Source organism: Neobacillus sp. DFD-2R, assembly GCF_057747865.1.
Window position 1 is genome coordinate 1,275,372 of sequence record NZ_CM173228.1, and the last position, 24,382, is coordinate 1,299,753.

Annotated in this window: 24 protein-coding genes, 1 other RNA gene and 1 pseudogene; 20 read left to right on the forward strand and 6 right to left on the reverse strand. The window is 37.4% G+C overall.

The features are described 5' to 3' along the window. Positions 1–79 precede the first annotated feature (79 nt). Positions 80–1,264: a methionine gamma-lyase gene (megL, locus tag AC3ANV_RS06130; protein ID WP_488312759.1), complete on the forward strand. Its 1,185-nt coding sequence runs from the start codon at positions 80–82 to the stop codon at positions 1,262–1,264. A 37-nt stretch (positions 1,265–1,301) separates the two neighbouring features. On the opposite strand, the gene AC3ANV_RS06135 is transcribed toward megL, so the two are convergent. Continuing rightward, on the reverse strand, positions 1,302–1,784 hold the full coding sequence (locus tag AC3ANV_RS06135; RefSeq protein ID WP_488312760.1) for a GAF domain-containing protein: 483 nt from the start codon (positions 1,782–1,784) through the stop codon (positions 1,302–1,304). 157 nt (positions 1,785–1,941) lie between these two features. On the opposite strand from AC3ANV_RS06135, the gene refZ reads away from it, so the two are divergent. From refZ to rarD, 7 genes are all read left to right on the forward strand, one after another. Further along, complete coding sequence (gene refZ, locus AC3ANV_RS06140) at positions 1,942–2,574, forward strand: forespore capture DNA-binding protein RefZ (protein ID WP_488312761.1); 633 nt, start codon at positions 1,942–1,944, stop codon at positions 2,572–2,574. 363 nt (positions 2,575–2,937) lie between these two features. Then, positions 2,938–4,626 (forward strand): septation ring formation regulator EzrA, encoded by a 1,689-nt coding sequence (gene ezrA / locus AC3ANV_RS06145; RefSeq protein WP_488312762.1) that lies wholly within the window; start codon positions 2,938–2,940, stop codon positions 4,624–4,626. Positions 4,627–4,773: 147 nt separating this feature from the next. Beyond that, positions 4,774–5,916: a cysteine desulfurase family protein gene (locus tag AC3ANV_RS06150; RefSeq protein WP_488312763.1), complete on the forward strand. Its 1,143-nt coding sequence runs from the start codon at positions 4,774–4,776 to the stop codon at positions 5,914–5,916. After that, the gene (gene thiI / locus AC3ANV_RS06155) at positions 5,917–7,122 is read left to right on the forward strand and encodes a tRNA uracil 4-sulfurtransferase ThiI (RefSeq protein ID WP_488312764.1); all 1,206 of its coding nucleotides are present in this window, start codon (positions 5,917–5,919) and stop codon (positions 7,120–7,122) included. A 95-nt stretch (positions 7,123–7,217) separates the two neighbouring features. Next, complete coding sequence (locus AC3ANV_RS06160; protein WP_488312765.1) at positions 7,218–7,427, forward strand: alpha/beta-type small acid-soluble spore protein; 210 nt, start codon at positions 7,218–7,220, stop codon at positions 7,425–7,427. 153 nt (positions 7,428–7,580) lie between these two features. After that, positions 7,581–9,167: an acyl-CoA synthetase MbcS gene (mbcS, locus tag AC3ANV_RS06165; RefSeq protein ID WP_488312766.1), complete on the forward strand. Its 1,587-nt coding sequence runs from the start codon at positions 7,581–7,583 to the stop codon at positions 9,165–9,167. Positions 9,168–9,308: 141 nt separating this feature from the next. Further along, positions 9,309–10,241 (forward strand): EamA family transporter RarD, encoded by a 933-nt coding sequence (gene rarD / locus AC3ANV_RS06170; RefSeq protein ID WP_488312767.1) that lies wholly within the window; start codon positions 9,309–9,311, stop codon positions 10,239–10,241. Positions 10,242–10,333: 92 nt separating this feature from the next. Here the strand turns inward: rarD and AC3ANV_RS06175 are convergent, their stop codons facing one another. After that, positions 10,334–11,137 (reverse strand): NAD kinase, encoded by an 804-nt coding sequence (locus AC3ANV_RS06175; RefSeq protein ID WP_488312768.1) that lies wholly within the window; start codon positions 11,135–11,137, stop codon positions 10,334–10,336. Between the two features lie 193 nt (positions 11,138–11,330). On the opposite strand from AC3ANV_RS06175, the gene AC3ANV_RS06180 reads away from it, so the two are divergent. From AC3ANV_RS06180 to AC3ANV_RS06215, 8 genes and pseudogenes are all read left to right on the forward strand, one after another. Then, complete coding sequence (locus AC3ANV_RS06180) at positions 11,331–12,032, forward strand: DUF2953 domain-containing protein (RefSeq protein WP_488312769.1); 702 nt, start codon at positions 11,331–11,333, stop codon at positions 12,030–12,032. Positions 12,033–12,049: 17 nt separating this feature from the next. Continuing rightward, the gene (gene ytfJ, locus AC3ANV_RS06185; protein ID WP_488312770.1) at positions 12,050–12,541 is read left to right on the forward strand and encodes a GerW family sporulation protein; all 492 of its coding nucleotides are present in this window, start codon (positions 12,050–12,052) and stop codon (positions 12,539–12,541) included. Positions 12,542–12,716: 175 nt separating this feature from the next. Then, positions 12,717–13,217 (forward strand): thiol peroxidase, encoded by a 501-nt coding sequence (gene tpx / locus AC3ANV_RS06190; RefSeq protein WP_488312771.1) that lies wholly within the window; start codon positions 12,717–12,719, stop codon positions 13,215–13,217. 113 nt (positions 13,218–13,330) lie between these two features. Continuing rightward, positions 13,331–14,314 carry a class I SAM-dependent methyltransferase gene (locus AC3ANV_RS06195; protein ID WP_488312772.1) on the forward strand — a complete coding sequence of 328 codons (984 nt, stop codon included), beginning with the start codon at positions 13,331–13,333 and terminating at the stop codon, positions 14,312–14,314. A 167-nt stretch (positions 14,315–14,481) separates the two neighbouring features. Then, positions 14,482–15,066 (forward strand): annotated as a pseudogene (locus AC3ANV_RS06200) (transposase); the annotation flags it as partial. A 482-nt stretch (positions 15,067–15,548) separates the two neighbouring features. Continuing rightward, complete coding sequence (locus AC3ANV_RS06205; protein WP_488312773.1) at positions 15,549–16,739, forward strand: acetate kinase; 1,191 nt, start codon at positions 15,549–15,551, stop codon at positions 16,737–16,739. A gap of 321 nt (positions 16,740–17,060) precedes the next feature. Continuing rightward, entirely contained in the window at positions 17,061–17,906 is an 846-nt protein-coding gene (locus AC3ANV_RS06210; RefSeq protein ID WP_488312774.1) for an EcsC family protein, read from the forward strand. Continuing rightward, the gene (locus AC3ANV_RS06215; RefSeq protein WP_488312775.1) at positions 17,899–18,411 is read left to right on the forward strand and encodes a MogA/MoaB family molybdenum cofactor biosynthesis protein; all 513 of its coding nucleotides are present in this window, start codon (positions 17,899–17,901) and stop codon (positions 18,409–18,411) included. Before AC3ANV_RS06210 ends, AC3ANV_RS06215 begins: the two co-directional genes overlap by 8 nt. Positions 18,412–18,458: 47 nt before the next feature. On the opposite strand, the gene AC3ANV_RS06220 is transcribed toward AC3ANV_RS06215, so the two are convergent. Together AC3ANV_RS06220 and AC3ANV_RS06225 are read right to left on the reverse strand one after the other, a co-directional pair. Continuing rightward, complete coding sequence (locus AC3ANV_RS06220; RefSeq protein WP_488312776.1) at positions 18,459–18,773, reverse strand: hypothetical protein; 315 nt, start codon at positions 18,771–18,773, stop codon at positions 18,459–18,461. Between the two features lie 163 nt (positions 18,774–18,936). Continuing rightward, positions 18,937–19,383 carry a universal stress protein gene (locus AC3ANV_RS06225; RefSeq protein WP_488312777.1) on the reverse strand — a complete coding sequence of 149 codons (447 nt, stop codon included), beginning with the start codon at positions 19,381–19,383 and terminating at the stop codon, positions 18,937–18,939. A gap of 103 nt (positions 19,384–19,486) precedes the next feature. Here AC3ANV_RS06225 and AC3ANV_RS06230 point away from each other — a divergent pair, with 103 nt between their 5' ends. From AC3ANV_RS06230 to ald, 3 genes are all read left to right on the forward strand, one after another. Continuing rightward, positions 19,487–19,645, forward strand: a complete 159-nt coding sequence (locus AC3ANV_RS06230) for a hypothetical protein (RefSeq protein WP_488312778.1) — start codon at positions 19,487–19,489, stop codon at positions 19,643–19,645. Positions 19,646–20,085: 440 nt separating this feature from the next. Next, positions 20,086–20,463, forward strand: coding sequence for a hypothetical protein (locus AC3ANV_RS06235; protein WP_488314148.1), 378 nt, complete (start codon positions 20,086–20,088; stop codon positions 20,461–20,463). A 146-nt stretch (positions 20,464–20,609) separates the two neighbouring features. Then, positions 20,610–21,731, forward strand: coding sequence for an alanine dehydrogenase (ald, locus tag AC3ANV_RS06240; protein ID WP_488312779.1), 1,122 nt, complete (start codon positions 20,610–20,612; stop codon positions 21,729–21,731). Positions 21,732–22,113: 382 nt separating this feature from the next. Here the strand turns inward: ald and ssrS are convergent. Beyond that, positions 22,114–22,309, reverse strand: a non-coding RNA gene (gene ssrS / locus AC3ANV_RS06245) — 6S RNA. Between the two features lie 59 nt (positions 22,310–22,368). Continuing rightward, positions 22,369–23,466 (reverse strand): M24 family metallopeptidase, encoded by a 1,098-nt coding sequence (locus AC3ANV_RS06250; protein WP_488312780.1) that lies wholly within the window; start codon positions 23,464–23,466, stop codon positions 22,369–22,371. Positions 23,467–23,664: 198 nt separating this feature from the next. On the opposite strand from AC3ANV_RS06250, the gene AC3ANV_RS06255 reads away from it, so the two are divergent. Continuing rightward, complete coding sequence (locus AC3ANV_RS06255; protein ID WP_488312781.1) at positions 23,665–24,345, forward strand: metal-dependent hydrolase; 681 nt, start codon at positions 23,665–23,667, stop codon at positions 24,343–24,345. Positions 24,346–24,382: the final 37 nt, after the last annotated feature.

Consider the following 24,382-nt stretch of genomic DNA (forward strand, 5'->3'; position numbering starts at 1 on the left):
TTAACTATTTGTGATCAAAGGTCATATGCTATAGAAAGAGTTATAAAATGAAAGCGATTTCAATTAAGGAGGGCCCACAGTGAAAGAAAAGAATTGGCGTTTTGAAACTGAAGTGATACATGCCGGTTATAATTCAAATGAATTCCTTGGAAGTTTAATACCTCCCTTATATCAAACATCGACATTCACGTTTGCCAGTGCCGAACAAGGAGAAAAAAGGTTTGCCGGACAGGAAGATGGATATATTTATTCACGCTTAGGCAATCCGACTGTGAAAATACTGGAAGACCGGATGGCCGAACTTGAAAAAGGGGAACGTGCATTAGCATTTTCATCAGGAATGGCGGCTGTTTCCGCTGTTTTGGTTGCTTTAACCAAAACAGGTGATCATATACTTTGTTCACAGGGCGTGTACGGAAGTACATTTGGGCTGATGCAATTACTAAAAGAAAAATATGATATTGGGCACGATTTTTCACTTATGAATTCAATTGAAACTTTAGAAAATGAAATACTGCCAAATACCGCATGTATTTATGTTGAAACTCCGATAAATCCCACGATGAAGCTAGTCGACCTAGAGTTGATTGCACGTATTGCAAAGGAAAAAGGAATCCCGGTGGTCGTCGATAATACCTTTTGCTCTCCCTACTTACAAACTCCACTAATTTACGGTTGCGATATCGTTATTCATAGTGCTACAAAATATATTTGTGGTCATGGTGATGTGATTGCCGGTTTGGTTATCGGTAAGAACGAATTTATTCAAAAAGTTTCGCGTACGACTCAGAAAGATATCGGGGGCATTATATCGCCATTCGATGCTTGGTTATTGATCAGGGGCTTGAAAACACTGCCTGTTCGCATGGATCGGCATTGTGAAAATGCTGATAGGCTTTTTGCCTTTTTAAAAGATCATCCAAAAATTGAACACGTTTATTTTCCCGGTGATAATGAACACCCGGATTATGCTACTATGCAAAAACAAATGAAAAAACCAGGCGGTCTTATTTCATTTTCAGTTAAAGGTACAAAAGAAACGGCACAAAAATTAATAAATCAATTAGGACTGATTAAAATTGCTGTCAGCCTAGGCGATGCAGAGACGTTGATTCAGCATCCGACAACTATGACACATGCAGTTGTGCCAAAAGAAGACAGGATAAAGATGGGGATCGAAGATAATTTGCTTCGGTTATCAGTTGGCCTTGAAGCATGGGAGGATATCAGAACGGATCTTGAACAGGCATTAGAGAAAATCTAAAAAAGAGCACGGGAAAATTTTTTCCGTGCTCTTCTGATTAAATATATTCCATTAAGACGTCTACAAACTCTTCTAATTTTTCTTGGTCCATTTCATCAAAGCGATTTTTTTCAGGTGAATCAATATCTAGAACGCCGATTATTTGGCCGTTCTTTATTAGTGGAATAACGATTTCCGATTGTGAAGCCGCGTCACAGGCAATATGACCTGGGAATTGATTGACGTCATTTACACGGACAGTTTTTTTATCCTTTGCCGCTGCACCGCAAACTCCTTTTCCAACAGGAATCCGAATACATGCCGGAAGGCCTTGAAAGGGACCTAAAACAAGTTCATAATTGCCATCCATTAAATAAAATCCTACCCAGTTAATACGGTCAAGAAATTGATTTAATAATGCAGAAGTATTGCTAAGATTGGCAATTTGATTTTTCTCATCGTGAAGCAGTGCCCTAAGTTGCTTTTTGACAAGTTCATAATTTTCAAGGCGGCTTTTATTATACATTTCGACGTTAAACATTTTTTTTCACCAATCTCTCTTAAAGTTTATTCAGTATTTTATCAAAAACAGATGAAAATGGGCATATTTTGTCGACATTTTCATAAAGGATTAAATAAGGATTTCAAAGAATCATTAGGTAATGAGTTTAAATGTAGACTCTACAGGGGGAATACAAGTGAAAAAAAATTCAAAAGAAGCAATTGTAAACGCAGCAATCTCACTTTTTAATTCGAATGGATTCTCCGGAACGTCTATCAGAGATATTGCTGAGCTAGCGAATGTAAATATTGCTACTATTGCGTACTATTTTGATAATAAACTTGGTTTGTTAGAATATTGCTTTACCTGCTTTTTTGAACAATACCTCAATAAAATCGAAGAAGCATATGCATTAATTGATCAGGGAGCAAAAGGTTGTTTGAAACGTATGGTTGCTAATTTACTACATTATCAATGTGAAAATAACCATCTTGCAAGTGTAGTGTATCGCGAAATGTCGTTGGATTCTCAAGTTGTACGGGAAATCATGTCAACCTATTCTCTTAAAGAGAAATACTATTTTCAAAAAATATTTGAAAAAGGATTTGAATGGAATGAATTCCGTCCCGTCTCTATTCCCTATTTGATTATCCAACTTAAGGGCTTATTGATGATGCCATTTATGAATACACATTATTTAAGGGAAGTATTATACATTTTTCCGAACGAACCATTCTTTGAGCAAAAATATTTAAAAGAAATCAATATTTGGATAGATAAAACGTTAAGTTTTGAAATCAGAGAAAAGAAAGAGGCATTTATTAAATAGGCATGACCATTATATATTTTGAGAAATTTTTAAAGCACTAGCTGATTATTATCGGCGAGGTGCTTTTTGACATGAGAAATATTTGTAGTTCTCCATGCTGAGAATTTTTTTCCGCACCGGTTATCCCTCTATAACCTTTTATCATCCTTTATTGCTGAATATTTTCAATATTCCTATCTTTTTTTGGTATCAAATCATTCTTTTTTGATTTCTTTTTACAAAAAAATTGAAATTAATAGTCAAAACTTGTCGTATACATGGTATCATAAAAGCATTGAACTTAAACATTCGTGATCTTTAATATATAGTTTTAATAATAGCTTTCAATTGAAACTTGTGTACTGCGGAACAGGGGGCCCTCATGTGAAATATTTCATTGGATTTTTCATCCTGCTACTAGCCATATTTGTATTGGGATATTTAATAAAGAAAAAATACTTTAAAGAAATGGATCGATTAGAAGCTTGGAAAATTGATATTCTAAATCGGCCTATTTTGGATGAATTGTCCAAGGTAAAACAGCTGAATATGACCGGACAAACTGAGGAGCTTTTTGAGCATTGGCGAAATCAATGGGATGATGTCGTAACGGTAAAACTTCCGGATTTAGAAGAAATGTTATTTGACGCTGAAGAGTACATAGATCGATATCGATTTAACAAAGCAAAAGGGATCCAACGTGCAATTGGTAATAAATTGCAGGATACGGAAGATCAAATTAAAAAGATATTGGAGGAGCTGCATGAGCTCGTAGGCAGTGAAGAAAAAAACAGAGTAGAGATTGAGCAGTTGAAGGAATCATATAGGGAAACTAAAAAAATGCTGCTTGCTCGCCGACACAGCTTCGGAAAAGCAGAAAAACATTTAGAAGTCCTCCTGGATGGCGTGTCAAAAAAATTTCATGATTTTGATGAGAAAACAGAACATGGCAACTATCTTGAAGCCCGTGAAATTGTCTTAACCATTCATAACGAACTTGGAAAAATAAAAAATCATATGGATTTAATACCGCAGCTCATAATTGAATGTCAATCGATTCTCCCAAACCAGCTTTCAGAGGTTATTGATGGGCTCCGTGAAATGTCACAGCAAGGATATTACTTAGAGCATATCGAGCTTGAAACTGAAATCAGCCGATTGGAAGAGGAATTAACGGAGCATTTAAGACTGATTGAAGAAACTGAAATTGAAAAAGCAGCAGAAGGAATTAAAGAAACAAAGGATAGAATTGACATCCTTTTCGATTATTTAGAAAAAGAAGTACATGCAAAACATTTTGTCGTTCAAAATGAAAGAATAACAAAAAACCTCCTTTTAACTGTTCAAGAAGAGTATGATCATCTTACAAATGAAGTTATTCATGTGCAGCAAAGTTACCATTTAACAGAAAATGACTTTGAAACACAAAGAATTTTGGAAAAAGAATTGGCTTCTGTTTATAAACGCTATCAAATTTTAAGTGAAAAAATAAAAATAAATGAAACAGCCCAAACTTCGATTAGCGCAGAATTAACTGAAATAAAAGAACAGTTGGATGTAATTCAAGAAGAACAGCAAAATTTTGCAAACAAGCTCCAAGCTCTTCGAAAAGATGAGTTGGTAGCGAGAGAAAAAATAAGGGAATTAACAAACAAAGTAGGCGAAATGCTTCGATTGGTTTCCAAAAGTAATATTCCAGGGCTGCCGGATGATTATAAATATTTAGTTGAGGATACAAATGAAAGTATTCAAAATGTAAAACATCAGCTTGAAGAAAAGCCGCTTAACATTTCATCACTCAATCAATATTTAGAGATTGCCATCTTAACGGTAGAAAAACTTGTTTCTTCCACGATGGAATTGATAGAAAATGTAATGCTCGCCGAAAAAGCGATTCAATATGGAAATCGATATCGCAGTCAATATCCTTCTGTTGCTAAAGGATTATCGGAGGCAGAAAAGGCGTTTAGGCATTATGATTATCAGGATGCATTAGAACAGGCTGCAGCATCAATTGAGGGAGTTGATCCTGAAGCGCTGAAGAAAATTAAAACCACCGTCGCAACAAAATAAAAAAGTAGAACCGATTCAGTCACATGGCCGAATCGGTTTTTGCATTCTTGGAGTAAATATTTTACGACTCGATTCTTTTTAATTTGACAAAAACTATGATAAGATTTATTTTTGCAATGTGTTTTTGGTTATGAATGGGGGAAGACCATGATATATTTTGATAATAGTGCTACAACCAAACCATATAAAGAAGTTTTAGATGCTTTTGTAACCGTATCAAGTGAATATTATGGTAACCCATCTTCACTGCATGGTTTAGGGGGACAAGCTGAAAAGCTTTTAATTCAAGCAAGGACACAGGTCGCCGGCCTTCTAACAGCAAAACCTACTGAGATTTTTTTTACCTCCGGTGGTACTGAAAGTAATAATTTGGCAATAAAGGGTGCTGCCTTTTGGCACAAAAATAAAGGACGCCATTTAATTACAACCGGAATAGAGCATGCATCTGTTAGAGCCACAATGGAACAGCTGGGACAAAGCGGCTTTGAAATAACATATTTGCCTGTTGATCAGAGCGGAAGGGTCAGAGTAGAAGAGGTCAAAAGTGCAATAAAAGATAATACGGTTTTAATTTCGATTATGCATGTAAATAATGAAGTGGGAACGATTCAACCAATTAAAGAAATTGGAGAATTATTAAAAAACCATCCAAACATTTTATTTCATGTTGACGCCGTACAAAGTATTGGCAAAGTTCCACTTCTTTTACATGAAAGCCGAATTGACTTTTGTTCACTTTCTGCACATAAATTTCATGGATTAAAAGGTACCGGGGCCCTCTTTATTCGAGAGGGCGCAAGGATTTCCCCGTTATTTACCGGCGGAAATCAGGAATGGAAGATGCGCAGCGGCACGGAAAATGTGGCTGGCGCTGTCGCAATGGCAAAGGCGCTGAGAATGACATTTGAGAAGAATCAGCCAGGCATAGAAAGAATGAAAAAAGTTCAAGGTATTTTAAGAACAGGACTCAATTCGATTGAAGGTATTCAAATTCATACTCCAATTAAGTATGCCGCACCCCATATTTTAAACTTTTCAATTAAAGGAATGAAATCTGAAGTGTTCATTCATACCCTAGAGGAAAAAGGAATTTATGTATCGACAACTAGTGCCTGTTCCTCAAAGAAAAAATCACCAAGTAAAACTCTTTTAGCAATGGGTGTTTCTCAAGGCTTAGCTGAAAGCGCCATCCGAATAAGCTTATCATTTGAAAATACAGTAGAGGAAGCAAATACTGTCATAATAGCTATTGAGGAAGCTGTTAAACATTTACGAAAGGTAATGAGCTAGATGAAATATGATCGTATACTGATTCGTTACGGAGAAATATCAACCAAAGGACGAAACCGCAATAAATTTGTAGACAAGCTAAGAAAAAGTATTAAAACTGCACTTTCCTCCTATCCAAAAATAAAAATGGAAGTTAGCCGGGATCGAATGTACATTTTACTAAATGGTGAAAACGCGAAAGAAATTATAGAAAAATTAAAGAAAATATTTGGAATCCAATCATTTAGTCCTGCTATTAAAGTGGGAAGGGACTTATTAGAGATGAAAACGTCCGCTCTTGAATTAGTTTCCGGTCTTTACCGGGAAGGTCAAACCTTCAAAATAACTGCAAAAAGGTCAGATAAAACATTTGAATTGGATACGGATGAAATCAATCAAGCTTTTGGCGGTCATCTTTTAAAAAACATTCCGGGGATTAAAGTGGATGTGAAAAATCCTGATATTAATTTGCGAATTGAGGTTAGACAAGAAGCAGTATATTTATCCTGTGAGACGATTTTAGGTGCCGGCGGTCTTCCTGTTGGGTCAGGTGGAAAAGCAATGCTCATGCTTTCAGGCGGAATTGACAGTCCTGTTGCAGGGTATATGGCCATGAAACGGGGTCTGGAAATCGAAGCAGTCCATTTTTTCAGTCCCCCATTTACGAGTGAAAGGTCAAAAGAAAAAGTAATGGACTTGTCAAAAAAACTTTCTGAAATATATGGTTCCATGATCCTTCATATTGTCCCATTTACAAATATTCAGCAGGCGGTTCGGCAACAGGTTCCGGAAAATTATTCAATGACAACGACGAGAAGATTAATGCTTAGAATTACCGATGAAATCAGAAAAAAACAAGAGGGTTTGGCAATCATTACCGGTGAGAGTCTTGGCCAGGTAGCAAGTCAGACATTAGAAAGTATGTATACAATTAATGAAGTAACCAATACCCCCATTTTAAGACCTTTGATTACGATGGATAAAACAGATATAATAAAAATAGCTAAAGAAATAGATACCCATGATATCTCGATCAGACCGTTTGAAGATTGCTGCACAATCTTTGTTCCCGCATCTCCAAAAACAAAACCCCGAAGAGAGAAAGTGCAATATTACGAAAGCTTTTTTGATTTTGAACCATTGATTCAAGCAGCGGCACAAGGGGTCGAAACCGTTCATTTTAAACCTGAAAAAATTCAACAAAATGAGTTTAAAGAATTATTTTAGTAAATATTAAATTTTTGTGAACAATTACCAATTTTAAAGTGGAATGAAGCGTGTGTGTTCTACACATTCTATACTCACAAGGAGGTGATTATCACATGGCTAACAATAATTCTAATCAATTACTAGTTCCAGGTGTTGAACAAGCTCTTGACCAAATGAAATATGAAATTGCTTCAGAATTTGGTGTACAACTTGGTGGCGACACAACTTCACGTGCTAACGGTTCTGTTGGTGGTGAAATTACTAAGCGTTTAGTCGCAATGGCTGAATCACAATTAGGCGGCGGCGCAGGCTTCACTCGATAAAAAATAAATAATATGGCTACAGAGAGCGGGAGTAATCCTGCTCTCTTTTCTATGGGTTTAAAATATTTTTATTTGAATAATAATTTAAAATTTTAAAATAATTTTGTATAATAAATCTGAGGGAGATCCGATTATTTTTAAAGGGGGATAATTATGAAACGGGAAGATTTAATTGCTCCGGAAAAGTATAATCTTGTTTCTGAAGTAGAGCGGTTTGCAAAAGATCCGAACAGATTGGCACTTAAATGGGAAAGTGAATCCGGTGAAACAAAACAAGTTACATACGAACAATTAGTAAAAAAGGTGAACCGGGCAGGAAATGCATTTGTTCAAAGTGGATTGAAAAAAGGCGATGTTGTTCTTGTTATTGTCCCGCGGTTGATTGAGGCCTATGTTGTTTATTTAGCAGCATTAAAGACCGGTATGGTCGTTATTCCAAGTTCTGAAATGCTAAGAGAAAAGGAACTGCAATACCGTATTTCTCACGGTGATGTAAAAGCAGTTGTAAGCTACTATCCTTATGTTGGCCAATTTAAAAATATTAGCAGCAGCCGGCCGCTCGTTAAATTTTCGATTGGCGGGGAAGAGGAAGACTGGATTCTGTTAGATGACGAAATGAAAACGCTTTCGGAAGAATTCCCTATGGCTGAAACACTTAGAGATGATATGGCCTTTTTATCCTATACCTCGGGAACGACAGGAAATCCAAAAGGAGTTGTGCATACTCATGGTTGGGCATTTGCTCATTTAAGGACAGCAGCGGCAAACTGGCTTTGTATTGAAGAAGGCAATACAGTTTGGGCAACTGCGGGACCGGGATGGCAGAAGTGGATTTGGAGCCCCTTTTTATCAGTACTTGGCTCGGGTGGCACCGGCTTAGTTTACAACGGGAAATTTGAACCGAAAAAGTATTTGAGTCTCCTGCAAAAATATGATGTAAATGTCCTTTGTTGTACACCGACCGAATATCGGTTAATGGCTAAGGTAGACAATTTAGCGGAATATCAATTACCAAACCTTCATAGTGCGGTCTCAGCCGGTGAGCCTTTGAATAGAGAAGTGATTGATACATTTAAAAGAAATTTTAATGTTAATGTTCGTGATGGTTATGGACAAACGGAAAATACATTACTTGTAGGCGTTACAAAGGGGATGGAGTTAAAATCCGGTTCCATGGGTAGGCCGACACCCGGTAATCGGGTTGAAATTATCAATGAAGAAGGCGAAGTTTGTCCGGTAGGTGAAGTAGGTGATATTGCTGTTCATGTTGAAACACCCGCTTTATTCAAAAATTATTACAAAGATCCGGAGAGAACAGCGATGCAGTTCCGCGGTGAGTATTATGTTACAGGTGATAAAGCCAAAATGGACGAAGATGGTTACTTTTGGTTTGAAGGCCGAAGTGATGATATTATAATTAGCTCCGGTTATACGATTGGACCTTTTGAAGTGGAGGATGCACTTGTCAAGCATCCATTTGTTAAGGAATGTGCGGTAGTAGCAAGTCCCGATGAAATTCGCGGGTTTATCGTTAAAGCATTTGTTGTGTTACAAGAAGGAGTAGATTTAACTTCTCAGGAATTGACTAAAGATCTTCAAGAACACGTTAAAGCGCTTACAGCGCCATATAAGTACCCAAGAAAAATAGAGTACGTATCAGAGCTTCCAAAGACAACTTCGGGGAAAATTCGCAGGATTGAGCTTCGTCAAAAAGAATTTAAATCAGTAAAGCAAAATTAAATTTTGCAAAACTAAAAAAGCAGTCGGTGTAACACCTTCTGCTTTTTTTCATTAAAAATAAGTAAAAAAACCCCTATTCATGTAGTTTCAAGATATAATAAATAATATTTCGAAACTAGAAAGAATAGGGAGGGAAAATATATGAAAAAAAATGAAACAAAAATAGGTGTTATTCATGCCGGTTTTTCCTATATATTATGGGGATTATTACCGATCTACTGGAAGTTTTTGGATCGTGTCAATGCGAAAGAAATACTCGCTAATCGTGTCTTTTGGTCGTTTATTTTTATGACGGTGATACTTTTGTTAACAAAAAAATGGGGCCTTTTTCAGCAAACATTAAAAGGGTTTGCTCAAAACAAAAAACAGTTGTATGCATTAATTCTTGCCTCTTTATTGATAAGTATAAATTGGTTTGTTTACATTTGGGCAGTGAATAGCGGCCATATGATTGAGGCGAGCCTGGGGTATTATATAAATCCTCTTGTTAGTATTATTTTGGGGATGCTTGTTTTAAAAGAAAAATTAACAGCTTACCAATTTGTATCCTTTGTGTTGGCTGCTATCGGTGTGTTGATTATTTCCATATCTCATGGGCAATTTCCATGGATTGCAATCATTTTAGCATTATCGTTTGGCTTATACGGTTTAGCGAAAAAGCTGATTAACGTCGAATCGGCTGTTGGTTTAACATTAGAAACATTGGTGGTTACACCAATTGCGGCAATTTATATCGGATACTTACTTCTAAATGGTTCCAGTTCATTTTTTTCACAAGGTGGAGGAACAGACATGTTCTTAATGGGTGCAGGTGCAGCTACTGCTGTGCCCCTTCTTTATTTTGCAAAAGGAGCCCAAAAAATACCTTTATCCTTACTGGGATTCATCCAATATATCTCACCTACATTGACCTTGATTTTAGGGGTATTCGTCTATAATGAACATTTTTCAAAAATCCAATTACTTTCCTTTATGTTCATTTGGTCTGCGTTAACCATCTACTCTCTTTCAAAAACAAGGTTAGTATCTGAAGGAGAGTTTAAATGGAGGAGAGAAAAAAGAGCAAGCATGTAATTGAAAACCTTATCCCATAAATAGTGGATAAGGTTTTTCATTTGCTGTCCAGCTTCAGATCATAGTGTACTTCCTTAACGGGCAATCTTTTCTTATAAGAACGTTCTCTTAACTTTATCCCAGAAAGAATTGTCTCTTAGTTTTAACGTTTTAATTTTTTTATCACTTAATTTAATTTGAATTTTCTCAACATGGCGGATGCTTAATGCTTCATTATCCATTCCCATTGTCGGGTGATCATTGCCCTCGGAAATGACCCTAAGCCCAAGGGTCCGATCGCTACCTAAGATGAAGGAAGCCCCTAGCGTTCGATAAAGGTTGGTATTGACTGATGCCACCTCACTGACTTGCATACATGAAATTAAAGGGTCCACTATTGAACCATTGACCGATTTATTATAGGAAGTACTTCCGGTAGGTGTTGAAACAATCAGTCCGTCTCCCCGGAAAGTTTCTAGGTGAAGCTGGTCAACAAATACATCGATTACAAGTGTTTTAATAATCGATGAACGAATGCTAAATTCATTTAAACAGGTGAAGGTCCCCTGTCCATCGACAGCCACTTCAATCGTTGGATACCGGCGAACTTCTAATTGTTCATTTGAAGTTATAACCTCAACCATTTTGGACTTATCGGTGATCAGGAAGTCACAATACATACTTAAATTATTATTTGTTGAAATCCCCGCATAAAGGCAATCATCACGAAAGCCGGTTTTCCTAACAGCTTGTAGAAATGTATCATCATCACCGATGCTGGTAATAATGTTTGCTTTTCGATAGTCTTCCACAATTGTAAAGCCATACCGCTCCGCCAGTTCAAAAAGGGGTGCTGCTTTAATACACATGTCCTCATCCCGTTTGTAATAAAAAAATATATTAAGTCTTTTTTCCATATATTGTGCCCCCTCTAATATTTTAAGAAAAATTATAATAATCTGAATTGATTTTAGCATTTTTTTGAATCAATATGAAATTATGAATGAAATTAATTTTTAGTGAGTTAAAGAGGCAATAAAAGGTAAACCTATTAACTATGTTGATAGGTTTAATTTTTTCCTATAGGGCGATACTAATAAGCTGAAAGGTGTGAACGATTTGATTTGGCTGACCATCGCACTTATAATTTTTTTGTTCTTATTCATCCTTATCATTTTCACAAAATTAACGATTTCTATTAATTACTATCATCATAATGATAACGATGACCTAAAGATCGAATTTAAGGTTTGGTTTGGTTTAATTAAATACAAAATTAATATTCCCTTGATAAAAATTGATGATAATTCTCCCAGTGTTATTGTAAAAACCAAAGAGCCGAAGGAGCAGCCTTCAGAAAAAACAGGAGAAAAAAAGTTAAATCAAATCACACCCGGCGATGTAATTAATACTCTTAAAACGGCAAAAGAATTATTGCAGCATGTTTTTAATTTGCATGTGGTTATTAGGAAGTTTTTTAGCAAAGTCACAATAAAACATTTTGAATGGCATTCGATGATCGGTATTGGAGATGCAGCCCATACAGGAACACTGACTGGAGCACTGTGGGCAATCAAAGGTAGTATCGTAGGATTGCTCAGCCATTATTTAAAAATGAAAGAAATGCCCAAAATAACGGTTACTCCACAATTTCAACTTGTAGTTATACAAACACAGTTTTCATGTATTTTTCAGTTTCGAATCGGGCAAGCTATTTTGGCAGGATTAAAACTGATTAAATTCTGGAGGGGCGGACGCCCGCGTTTTAAATCAAAAACAAATTCTTCAAAAGAAAAAACTAAATCCGTTTGAATGAGGAGGAAACAGCCATGTCTGACCACCCAATCCAAGGTTTGATGACGACTGCAATGGAAAGCTTAAAAGAAATGATTGATGTAAATACAATTATTGGGGACCCTGTCGAGACCCCCGATGGAAGCGTTATTTTGACAGTTTCGAAGGTTGGATTCGGATTTGCTGCAGGTGGAAGTGAGTTTAAGCTTGATAGCTCTCAGTCACAATCACAGAATCAAAATCAAGGCCAGGGGCAAGGCCAAGGTCAAGGGCAAAATCAACCGAAGCACCCATTTGGGGGAGGTAGTGGCGGCGGAGTTTCGATTACGCCAATTGCTTTTTTAATTGTGAACTCTCATGGTGTAAAAATGTTACATTTAGATGAGAGCACTCATCTTTATGAGAAAATTTTAGAACTGGCACCTCAAGCTGTTGATAAAATTCAGCAGATGTTTTCCAAAAAAGATGAAACGAAGCAAGTAAACCATTCTACAACCGAACAGCTAAAAAACGATCTTGATTTGTAACATGACAGGTTAATCTTCCGACTATTGAGGAAGGTTAACTTTTTTCATGGCGTTAGGAGTTCAAATTTATTGCAAAAATGATTCCGGAAAGATATATTTACACTGTACATAGTTGAGACGAAAGCGTTAACTTATTTCGCTATAGCTCAAGTACGACAAAGGAGGATGAAATACAATGGCAAACGTTACATTTGGAGGAAATCCGGTAACATTACTAGGCAATGAAGTAAAGGTAGGAGACAAAGCTCCTAATTTCACGGTGCTTGCAAATGATCGATCAGAAGTTACCTTAAACGACACAAAAGGTCAGATACGTTTAATCACTTCAGTTCCTTCATTGGATACGGGTGTTTGTGATGCTGAAACTCGCCGTTTTAACGAAGAAGCTAATAAATTAGGAGATGTGAAAATCTTAACAATTAGCTGTGACCTACCTTTTGCACAAAAACGCTGGTGTGCTGCAGCAGGTATCGAAAATGTTCAAACATTATCAGATCATCGCGACCTATCATTTGGTGAAGCATACGGAGTTGCAATCCAAGAACATAGATTATTAGCCCGTGCTGTATTTGTTGTAGATTCAACTGACACAGTGACATATGTAGAATATGTAAGTGAAGCAACACATCATCCTAACTATGAAGCTGCAATTGAAGCTGCAAAAGCTGCAAAGTAATTGAATAATTAAAAGGGCCTCGTCCATGGCGGGGCCTTTTTAAGTTTGGACTTGTTTAAATTATTCTAAGTCGTTTAAAATGGATAAGGAAAATTAGGATAGGAGTAAATAAAATGAAAATTTCTCCAGTTGAACAGCTTTTTACTATTTTTAATGAAACAGCCCTTGTTTTGCAGGAAGAATTATATTGTACATATTTAGAGGCACTGGCCGAAACAGGCGAGAATATATTTCAGGGGTCCATTCTTCAGGAAGAATTATCCGAAATTACTGTAAAAAGATTGAAAAAGCAATACGAAGAGATACACTTGGAAAAATATACAAATGAGGAAATTCGTAAAGCATACCAGTTGGTTATTTTAAAAGGAATGAAAGAAAATGTTCAGCCTAACCATCAAATGACTCCTGATTCGGTTGGAATGCTGGTTGGTTATCTCGTTCAGAAATTTATGAAACAATCAGCCTATCGATTGTTAGATCCCGCTGTAGGAACTGGTAATTTATTAACAACCGTTTTAAATCAACTACATAAAAAAGTGGAGTCCATCGGTGTAGATGTTGATGACCTTTTAATAAAATTAGCTTATGTAAATGCTAATCTACAAGAACATCCAATTCAACTTTATAATCAGGACAGCCTTGAACCGCTATTTATCGATCCGGTTGATGCCGTTATCAGTGATTTGCCTGTTGGTTATTATCCCAATGATGTCAGGGCTTCGGACTATCAATTAAAGGCGAGTGATGGACATTCCTATGCCCATCATTTATTTATTGAACAAAGTGTTCGTCATACACGTCAAGGAGGATATTTGTTTTTCATTATTCCAAATGGGCTGTTTGAAAGTGATCAAGCATCACAGCTTCGCGAATATTTTAAGGAAAATGTCATTATCCAGGGACTGCTTCAATTTCCAACAAGTATGTTTAAGAATAAAAATGCAGCGAAAAGTATTTTAGTTTTACAAAAAAAAGGGGAAAATGTTCAGCCGCCTAAGCAAGCATTATTGGTTGATTTACCTAGCCTGTCTAACGCAGTGGAAGTAGATAAAATATTGAAAAAAATCGAAAAATGGTTCCAAGAGGACAAAGGGTAAACCGGTATAAAATACTGGTCAGGCTGTCGGAAAACCCTCGGCAGCCAATTATTTTATTTAATTACTTTAACGATTCACTGCGTTAGTTTGTTATAATATTATTACTATATCGGTTTCAACATGTCTGTTGATTGGCGCTCCAGGCACTTCGCTTTCCGCGGGCGTGCCGGTTTGGATTTAATGTAGAAGCTGTAGTACTTGATTCAGGCTATCTCACTAACCCTATTTGTAAGGGACTATCTGATCGTAACATTTTTGGAGTTATTGCTCATAGAAGGTTTCACCCTACTAATGGCTTATTCCCTAAATGGAAATTTACATATGATAAAGAACGAGATATATACATTTGCCCTAATAATCAAGAATTAACATACATAACAACAACCCGTGAAGGTTATAGAGAAGACAAGTCTGATTCGAAGAAATGTCAGAACTGCCCACTTCTATCCCAATGTACACGGTCAAAAAATAAGGTAAAAGTGGTAACAGGACATGTATGGGAGGAGCACAAGGAAAAGGTAAGGTTAAATCGCTTATCTAAATCGGGAAAAATGCTTTATAAATTTAGAAAGGAAAAAATTGAGCGAAGCTTCGCAGACTCAAAAGAGCTGCACGGGCTTCGCTACTGCCGGTTACGGGGATTGAAGAATGCAAGTGAACAGGCTCTTCTAACTGCAGCCTGCCAAAATATAAAAAAGATTGCAATACACTTAGCAAAGTTAGAAAAAGTGTGTTGCAATACTTTAGGTTGATTTGCCTCCCTGTTGATTGGAGCGGAGGGCACTCGACTCCTGCGGGATAGAGAGGTCACTGGAGACCCCGCAGGCGCCAAAAGCGCCGAGGAGGCTCCAGGACCTCCCCGCGGAAAGCGAGTGCCCGGAGCGGAAATCAACAGGCACATTAGCAGGGAGAATCAATAAATTTGGTATTTAGATTCTGACAAAATAAAAAATTGCAGAGAAAAATACCCTTTCTCGACAATCTGACCGGTATAAAATACCGGTTTTTCTATATTTTAAGCAGTTAAACTATCCTGGTTGAATATTTCGAAATATTAGAATTTAATTACATTTAACTGAAACCGTTGTCAATTAAAATACTCCTTGAAATGTATTATATTCAATGATTAAATGATAAATTGAGGGAAAAAAACATAGTCGATTGCGCAAAATAAAGTTGTACTAAAAAAATCCTGATCCAATCATTGTTGTTATATAAAAGGAGCGTTAGCAAAATGGCAAAAATCATTGCAATCAATGCCGGAAGTTCTTCCTTAAAATTTCAATTATTTGAAATGCCGAGTGAGGACGTTATTACAAAAGGTTTAATTGAAAGAATTGGGTTAAATGACTCAATTTTTAATATTACAGTAAACGGAGAAAAAATTCAGGAAATTATTGATATTCCTGATCACGAAGTCGCAGTTAAGTTGCTTTTAGACAAGCTGACAACTTTGGGTATTATTCAATCCTTAAGCGAAATCGATGGAATTGGCCACCGTGTTGTGCATGGAGGAGAAGCTTTCAATGATTCTGTCCTTATTACGGATGAAGTATTAAATAAAATTGAAGAATTATCCGAGTTAGCACCATTGCATAACCCTGCAAATATTACAGGGATTAAAGCATTCCAGAGTGTTCTGCCTAATGTTCCGGCGATTGCTGTATTTGATACAGCTTTCCACCAAACAATGCCTGAGAGTTCTTTTCTTTACAGTCTTCCTTATGAATATTACGAAAAATATGGTATCCGGAAGTATGGCTTCCATGGGACATCCCATAAATATGTAACCCAGCGTGCTTCTGAATTATTAGGCCGTCCGGTTGAACAGCTACGTCTAATTTCTTGTCATTTAGGAAATGGAGCAAGTATTGCTGCAATTGAAGGCGGAAAGTCGATCGATACATCAATGGGCTTTACTCCGCTTGCCGGCGTGACGATGGGAACTCGTTCAGGAAACATTGACCCGGCACTTATTCCGTATATTATGGAAAAAACAAATCAAACTGCTGAAGAAGTACTAGATGTATTAAATAAAAAGAGCGGTATGTTAGCTGTATCCGGGTTCTCAAGTGACCTAAGGGATATAGAAATCGAAGCTAAGCAGGGAAATGACCGTGCTAAGCTTGCATTGGAAGTATTCGCTAATCGAATTCATAAATATATCGGCTCTTATGCTTCCCGTATGTATGGGGTAGATGCGATTATTTTTACAGCGGGTATTGGGGAAAACAGTGATGTCATTAGAGAAAATGTATTAAAAGGCCTTGAATTTATGGGTGTTTACTGGAATCCGGCTCTTAATAAAGTAAGAGGCGAAGAAGCATTTATCAACTACCCGCACTCACCGGTAAAAGTTATGATTATCCCGACAAACGAAGAAGTTATGATCGCTCGTGATGTTGTTCGATTAACAAATGATTAATAAAAAAATCAACAAGAAGCTGACCCTTTTGGATTAGGGGTCTGCTTTTTTTTATTATAAGAAAGTATAAATTTTTGACTTTGAGAATTGTCTAGCTCCAGCGCACAGCGGCTAGTGTACTTCGCTCTTCTCCCTACGATAAGTCAACATCGAATCGCTATCGCTCTTCGTGTTCCCTTTATCTCAGTCGAAGCACTCCAGTCCATACGCCGCTAAACGGGGCGCTTGCGCTTTTCTTGATACCTGTAAATTTCCTTTTTTAATCCTCCCATTGCTTTGTGCTATAATTATGGAAGAGTAGCTGAACGGAGGGATACAGTAATGCCATTGTCAGAGCGTGAAGGCAAGGTCTTGAATGAAATCCGGGATTGGGAAAAAAAGCTATTAAGTTACGAGGCCAATGACTTTCAATTAACGTATGAAAAATATTTGGAACGATCTTTCTCGCTGTTACCCGATAAAATTCAAAAGCAGTTTTTTTCTCTTATTGATAGCTGGCTATTTCATATTCACGGTATCATCCAAGGGTCTCAACTTCAATTGGATGCAAAGGAAAGAATTCTTATTGCAGGGAGAATTTTTAAGAAGGATTTAGAAAAAATTGACGATTTAAAACAATTGGACATTGATCAATTACAATACATAGCACAGCAGCAAATAGCAAGACACAGGTTCTATTCATTTGCACAAGGTGGTTTAGCCGGCACAGGTGGTACGCTTCTTTTAGGCAGCGATATTCCTGCAATGGCGGTCATTAATTTAAGAGTGGTTCAATTAATCGCTATGACATATGGCTTTGAGGTAAATTCGCCATTTGAAATGATGACCTCTCTTAAGGTTTTTCATACAGCAACATTACCACCAAGAATTCAAAAAGAGGGCTGGGTCACCTTAATTGATGAAATGGATGGAGAAGGAGATCATTATTTTTATGAAGGCGAGGAAGAGATTACTGATATTACCTGGTTGGAACAACCGATCCAACAAATCTTAAAAGCTATGGTTATTACGTTATTCCGAAAAAAGGCCATTCTTGGTATTCCACTTGTCAGTATGGCAATTGGAGCTGGGGCAAATTATCAATTAACAAGAAAAGTGACGGATTTGGCCAATAAGTATTATCAACTTCGCTATCTTAAAGAAAAAGAGGAGCGTCTGAATGAGTAGCCAAGAACATAAAAAAGAAGCACCAAAGACGGTGAATTGTAAGGTGATTACCGTCAGTGATACGAGAAATCAGGAAACAGATAAAAGTGGCAGGTTAATGATTGATTTGCTTGAAGCTGAAGGACATAAGGTTGTCGACTATGTAATTGTTCAGGACGAAACAATTCCTATTCAATCTGAGATAAAAAAAGGATGCGATCGGGAGGATATTGATGTCATTCTTACAAATGGCGGCACAGGGATAGCGAAACGTGATGTTACGATTGAATCTGTCCAATCCCTCCTTGAAAAAGAAATTGTTGGTTTTGGAGAAATATTCAGAATGTTAAGTTACCAGGAAGATATCGGCTCTGCTGCCATTCTTTCAAGGGCAATTGCGGGTGTAGTCAAAAATAAAGCTGTATTTTCCACCCCAGGCTCATCCGGTGCAGTAAAGCTTGCGATGAATAAATTAATTTTGCCTGAGATTGGGCATGTAGTGAGAGAACTAAAAAAAGATCTTTAATCAAATGAAAAACAATGCAGACTAAAAAATAGTCTGCATTGTTCCGGTTATTGGTGTACTTTCGCTGAAATCGTCTGGTTCGCACGGTACCAAATCCATAAATCATTGATAATCGAGGCGAGTTCTGCTATTTCACTATTGAGCATACAAGAAAGCGGGAAGTCGCTTTCATTCGAAAGCTGTGCTTGTTTTTGATTAATTATTTTTTCAAGTTCTGCTATTCGGTCCGGGATTGAGCCACGAACTTGCTCCCAATAAAATAAAATCTCATGCTGTGTTTCTTTAGTATATTGTTCCCATTCCATGGTTATTTCAGGCAGATGGATTCCGAGCCGTTGATCGAAAGAAAAATGTTCTTTCATAAATAATCCTCCAAAACATGATATGATTTTTATTGTACTACACATTAATTGACCTTTCACGACAAATTTCAAGATGGATAAAATGAGGGGTTAAAGATATAGACTGTGGAAATATTATTTAAAAACACGTAGCAGCTATGCTACGTGCTTGAATTTTTGTTTATCAATCTTTCTCAGTACGGACAATAAGGACGTCACAATGAGCAGAGCGAGTAATATGTTCTGAGACACTTCCAATAAAGAACCTTTCCACTGCATTCATACCGGTTGCCCCGCAAATGATCAAATCCACATTGTGCTTTTTGGCGATATCCTTAGGGATTCGTACTTTTGGAGAACCAAATTCAATTTCATATTGTACATCCGACACTCCGGCATCTAAAGCAAGATCTTGATAATTTTCCAGTAACTCAGTTGCGAATACATCTGCCTTTTCTGCGATGGTGCGGTCGTAAGCTTCGACCATTGAAAATGTTCTTGTATCAATAACATGGACTAGTAGCAGTTTCGCATTATTCCTTTTTGCGATTTCAATCGACTTTTTAAATGCCCATTCTGCTTCTTTAGAGCCATCAATAGCGACTAAAATATTTTGATATTTAAGTCCCATGATAATCTCCCTCCTTGCCTTAATTATACAATACTATTATGTGAATAAGTGTTTCAATTTTTCGAACAATAAATAGGTAACTAACTTTGGAAGGGGGATTGGCATGATGGTAAAACGTGATCCAATTAAACAATCGTTTGAGTTTGATCAACAAGGAACAAATAAGGTAAGTGAACAAATAATGGATTCGTATAATAGCGGCTATATTGGTCAGGGAACAGGGTTTGCTGACAGTGAAGATTTTGCTGAAACAGAGGGCTAGGTTTAGATTAGTAAAAATAGAAGGCTGTCACTTTAGTGGACGGTCTTTTTTTTGGCTAATAGGAAAGTATAAACTTTCACAAGTTTATACTTTCCTATTTCGCATAAGTGCAACTACGCCTCTGTCTTCGCCCTTATGGGCTCGCCAATCGGCGAGTTTTCTTTATTTGTTTTAAGAAGTTTCATGTACGTTTGTCTAGAAAATTCCCTGAAGAAGGGTATTAACCCAAGAATCCAATCTCCAAAATGCATATTCTTTAGTGTGGAAAAAATAAAATGAGGAGGAAAACAAATGAACCCACAAATGAATATGATGCCTATTTCAAATCAGGACTCTCGTTTAATTGGATTTGGATTCGGCAGACCATTTTTTGGAGGGTTTCCATTTTTTGCATAATAAATAGAGGAGAGGAGAAAAAGATGAATACAAATATGCAAGTGATGCCTAATATTGATGTGCATTATGATGCCATTAATCCAACTGATGAAAGGATCCGTCCGGGGTTCGGAGGTTTCGGACATTTTGGACACTTTGGAGGTTTCGGTCGTCCCTTCGGTTTTGGCTTTGGCCGTCCCTTCGGTTTTGGTTTCGGTCGTCCCTTCGGTTTTGGCTTTGGCCGTCCCTTCGGTTTTGGTTTCGGCCGTCCCTTCGGATTTGGCTTTGGCGGTCCCTTTGGATTTGGTTTCGGATTTCCGTTCTTGACCGGGTTAGCTGCCGGGGCATTATTAGCACCGGGCTTTGGCTGGGGATATCCTTACTATGGATACGGATATCCTTACTATGGATACCCATATTACCCATACCCTTGGTATTATTGAAAGTGAAAAAAGAGCTTTTGCTTTTGGCAAAGCTCTTTTCTAGAATCTTAGCTTCGGACTCATTTTAACATCTTTTCATAGCATTATGGATATATTATAACTACCTTTGTTTATTTTATTTTTGATTTTTCCTAGGAGGAAAACGCATGCGGATCGGTGTACCTAAAGAGATAAAAAATAATGAAAATCGTGTGGCTATGACACCGGCAGGAGTTATCAACCTCTTGCATTTTGGCCATGACGTTTTTATTGAAAAAGGAGCAGGTGTTGGTTCCGGATTCAAAAATGAGGATTATGAAGCTGCCGGAGCAAAAATAGTTGATACGGCAGAAGAAGCCTGGTCCATGGAAATGGTTATGAAGGTTAAGGAGCCGCTTCCAAGTGAATATCAATATTTCCGTGAGGGATTAATTTTATTTACATATTTACATTTGGCGCCGGAACCTGAATTAACCAAAGCTTTAATCGATAATAAAGTAATAGGGATTGCTTATGAAACGGTCCAGCTGCCGAATAAATCTTTACCATTATTGACACCCATGAGTGAAGTTGCCGGAAGAATGGCTCCGCAAATTGGTGCCCAATTCCTTGAAAAGGTCAATGGCGGGAAAGGTATACTCCTTTCAGGTGTTCCAGGTGTACAAAGAGGAATTGTTACCATTATCGGGGGAGGGGTAGCAGGGACAAATGCTGCTAAAATGGCAATTGGATTAGGAGCAAAAGTTACCATTATAGATTTAAATCCCGATCGCCTTCGTCAGTTAGATGATATTTTCGGTTCAGATGTTACGACATTGATGTCTAATCCTTATAATATTGCAGAAGCGGTCAAAGAATCAGATTTAGTAATTGGTGCAGTGCTCATCCCTGGAGCAAAAGCACCGAAACTTGTAACCGAAGCGATGATACAATCGATGACACCAGGAAGCGTTGTGGTGGATATTGCGATCGACCAAGGTGGAATATTTCATACGACTGATCGGATTACAACACATGATAATCCAATATATTTCAAGCATGGCGTAGTCCATTATGCTGTTGCCAACATGCCTGGAGCAGTACCAAGGACATCAACGATTGCCTTAACTAATGTCACAGTTCCATTTGCTATTCAAATTGCCAATAAAGACTATCAGAAAGCATGTTTGGCTAATGAAGCCTTATTAAAAGGTATTAACACTCTAGGTGGTTTTGTAACCTATGAAGCCGTAGCAGAAGCCCACGGTCTCGAATACTCAGATACAAAAACACTGCTGGAAAAATTATAAACAAATGTGGAAGTGGAATTTATGCTCCACTTCCTTTTTTTTATCGTTTAGGAAACTATAAAATAATTTGGTGTGATAACTTGAAAAAGTTATCTGAATCCAGATCCAGCGCCCAGCGGCTAGTAAACTTCGCTCTTCTCCCTACGATAAGTCAACACGGAAAAGCTAACGCTCTCCGTGTTTCCTTTATCTTAGTCGAAGCGCTCCAGTCCTGTCGTGCGCTAACCGGGCGCTTGCGCCTTTTGTTCTGGCTCTGTTAAACTTGCTGTTGATTTCAGCTCTAATCAACATAGTGAGCTAAATCAACAATGAGCTTTAACGTAGCTTTTTTTATAAACAAAAAACCAGCTTCCCAATAGAAGCCGGTTAAAATTCTTTAATTTAAGAAGCCGCATTTGCCGTATACATATAAGAAAGTTTTAAACCACCACTCCTCAAAGTGGGTGTTCGCAGAAACTTTTTTGCATGTCCTCCAAGTCTTATAGACAGAGGCTTGTCATTCCGGTTTCGATATTAAAACTCCCTTTTACAGCTTAAAGGTTAAAACTTTATTATCATTACGTACAACGCAGCTTTTATAAGTATAATACTGCAAGTAACCTATTTATTCAATGTCAAAATTAACCAAAGTGAAAATTTATTTAACAATTTGAAGTTCTTTAGGGAATTTTGTTAATATCTTTACTCCATCTGCCGTAACGAATACATCGTCTTCAATCCTCACACCGGCTATTCCGGGAACGTAAATACCCGGTTCAATCGTGTAAACCATTCCTTCTTCAAGGATTAGGGGATTTGTTTCTGTCATTGATGGATATTCGTGAACACTAATCCCAAGTCCATGACCAAGTCGATGAGGGAAGTGTTCACCGTAACCGGCATCGGCGATAATTTTACGTGCAGTTAGGTCGACATCTGCTGCCGTAACTCCGGGCTTGCTTGCTTCTAATGCTGCCAATTGGGCTTTTAAAACAGTATCATATATTTCCATTTGCTTATCATTAATGTCCCCATAGGCAACCGTTCTTGTGATATCAGAACAATATCTGTCTACAACTACTCCTAAATCGAATAAAACCAGGTCCCCTTTTTGAACCTTAGTTAATCCCGGATTCCCATGTGGGGAAGCAGCGTTTGCACCGGTTAGGACCATTGTGGCAAATGACATTTCGGTTACGCCTTTTTTCTTTAGGGCGTATTCAATTGCTGAAAGAATTTCTAATTCAGTTTTGCCTTCTTTAATTTCACTTACACCAACTTCAATAGCATAGTCAGCGAGTGCGCATGCTTCTTCTATGATTTTTAATTCTTTTGCATCTTTAATCATCCGCAGCTTTCTTAATTTTTCTTCAGCTGAAACAAATACAGCTCTAGGGAATAATGTTGAAAGCTGTTCATAACGCTCCACATTCATATGTTCTTTTTCAATCGCAACCTTTACCACACCATTAATTCTTTTGTTAATAGCATTTATAACTAATTCCCAAGGATTATCAATGTCGCTAAATCCAATAATTTCGTGATCCCAACCGGACCGCTTGGCATCATGCACTTCCATTCCCGGGCAAACAAGAACCGGTTCTTCCTCTTGAAAAACGGCTAAAGCAAGTAAACGTTCATGTGGATTGGTATAATATCCGCTTAAATAAAATACATTTTCAGAAGAGGTAACGAAGCTTACTTCAATATTATTTTCCTTCATCCATGTTTGAAGGTTTTCAATTCGTTGATTCATTTTTTTCTCCCCCTAAAAATCAAATCCTATTTGAGAGTATCAATATAAATAAAAATTGTAAACTATCTAACATAAACTTTAATGAAATCCTTTCCTAACTATCATGTGCTAAACATTCGTAGTATGGGTATAAATGAGGGAGGAATTCCAAAACTTTTATGGAAGTATTAAATATCATTTTTGAGAGGAGCAAGGAAGATGAGAGTCTCATATCACGGACATTCTGTTGTACAAATTAGTTCAAATGGTAAAACGATTTTAATTGATCCTTTTATTTCCGGGAATGAATTTACTGACTTGGAAGTTAAGGCATTAAAACCTGATGCAATTATATTAACCCACGGTCACAATGACCATGTAGGGGACACAGTAGAGTTGGCTAGAAGAAATAATGCCCTTGTGATTGCAAACCATGAAATTTCTACATATTTAAGCTGGCAAGGAGTTCATACACACGGTATGCATATTGGCGGTGCCCATCAATTTGAATTTGGAAAGGTAAAACTGACACAAGCCTTCCATGGCTCAAGCTATATAACAGAGAATAAGAAAATCATCTACTGCGGCATGCCTGCAGGAATTCTTTTTATGAATGAGGGGAAAACCATTTACCACGCCGGTGATACTGCTTTATTTTCAGATATGAAGCTAATTGGCGAACGTCACCCGATTGATATAGCGTTCTTGCCAATCGGTGATAATTTTACGATGGGGCCTGAGGATGCGGCATATGCAGCTAAGCTCTTAAAACCAAAAACGGTTGTGCCAATCCACTATAATACCTTTCCGCCGATAAAACAGGATCCAAATAAATTTATTGAACTGCTTGAAGAAAACAATGGGAAAGTCCTGCAGCCCGGCCAAGCAATAGAAATGTAAATGTTCTTGGGTTTTTATCTACTTTTTTTTCTCACTT

Excerpts from the sequence above, each read along its gene's own strand:
- AC3ANV_RS06135 (WP_488312760.1), bottom strand. The coding sequence starts at position 1,784 with ATGTTTAACGTCGAAATGTATAATAAAAGCCGCCTTGAAAATTATGAA.
- AC3ANV_RS06150 (WP_488312763.1), top strand. The coding sequence starts at position 4,774 with ATGATATATTTTGATAATAGTGCTACAACCAAACCATATAAAGAAGTT.
- thiI (WP_488312764.1), top strand. The coding sequence starts at position 5,917 with ATGAAATATGATCGTATACTGATTCGTTACGGAGAAATATCAACCAAA.
- AC3ANV_RS06160 (WP_488312765.1), top strand. The coding sequence starts at position 7,218 with ATGGCTAACAATAATTCTAATCAATTACTAGTTCCAGGTGTTGAACAA.
- mbcS (WP_488312766.1), top strand. The coding sequence starts at position 7,581 with ATGAAACGGGAAGATTTAATTGCTCCGGAAAAGTATAATCTTGTTTCT.
- rarD (WP_488312767.1), top strand. The coding sequence starts at position 9,309 with ATGAAAAAAAATGAAACAAAAATAGGTGTTATTCATGCCGGTTTTTCC.
- AC3ANV_RS06175 (WP_488312768.1), bottom strand. The coding sequence starts at position 11,137 with ATGGAAAAAAGACTTAATATATTTTTTTATTACAAACGGGATGAGGAC.
- ytfJ (WP_488312770.1), top strand. The coding sequence starts at position 12,050 with ATGTCTGACCACCCAATCCAAGGTTTGATGACGACTGCAATGGAAAGC.
- tpx (WP_488312771.1), top strand. The coding sequence starts at position 12,717 with ATGGCAAACGTTACATTTGGAGGAAATCCGGTAACATTACTAGGCAAT.
- AC3ANV_RS06195 (WP_488312772.1), top strand. The coding sequence starts at position 13,331 with ATGAAAATTTCTCCAGTTGAACAGCTTTTTACTATTTTTAATGAAACA.
- AC3ANV_RS06205 (WP_488312773.1), top strand. The coding sequence starts at position 15,549 with ATGGCAAAAATCATTGCAATCAATGCCGGAAGTTCTTCCTTAAAATTT.
- AC3ANV_RS06210 (WP_488312774.1), top strand. The coding sequence starts at position 17,061 with ATGCCATTGTCAGAGCGTGAAGGCAAGGTCTTGAATGAAATCCGGGAT.
- AC3ANV_RS06215 (WP_488312775.1), top strand. The coding sequence starts at position 17,899 with ATGAGTAGCCAAGAACATAAAAAAGAAGCACCAAAGACGGTGAATTGT.
- AC3ANV_RS06220 (WP_488312776.1), bottom strand. The coding sequence starts at position 18,773 with ATGAAAGAACATTTTTCTTTCGATCAACGGCTCGGAATCCATCTGCCT.
- AC3ANV_RS06225 (WP_488312777.1), bottom strand. The coding sequence starts at position 19,383 with ATGGGACTTAAATATCAAAATATTTTAGTCGCTATTGATGGCTCTAAA.
- AC3ANV_RS06230 (WP_488312778.1), top strand. The coding sequence starts at position 19,487 with ATGATGGTAAAACGTGATCCAATTAAACAATCGTTTGAGTTTGATCAA.
- AC3ANV_RS06235 (WP_488314148.1), top strand. The coding sequence starts at position 20,086 with ATGCCTAATATTGATGTGCATTATGATGCCATTAATCCAACTGATGAA.
- ald (WP_488312779.1), top strand. The coding sequence starts at position 20,610 with ATGCGGATCGGTGTACCTAAAGAGATAAAAAATAATGAAAATCGTGTG.
- AC3ANV_RS06250 (WP_488312780.1), bottom strand. The coding sequence starts at position 23,466 with ATGAATCAACGAATTGAAAACCTTCAAACATGGATGAAGGAAAATAAT.
- AC3ANV_RS06255 (WP_488312781.1), top strand. The coding sequence starts at position 23,665 with ATGAGAGTCTCATATCACGGACATTCTGTTGTACAAATTAGTTCAAAT.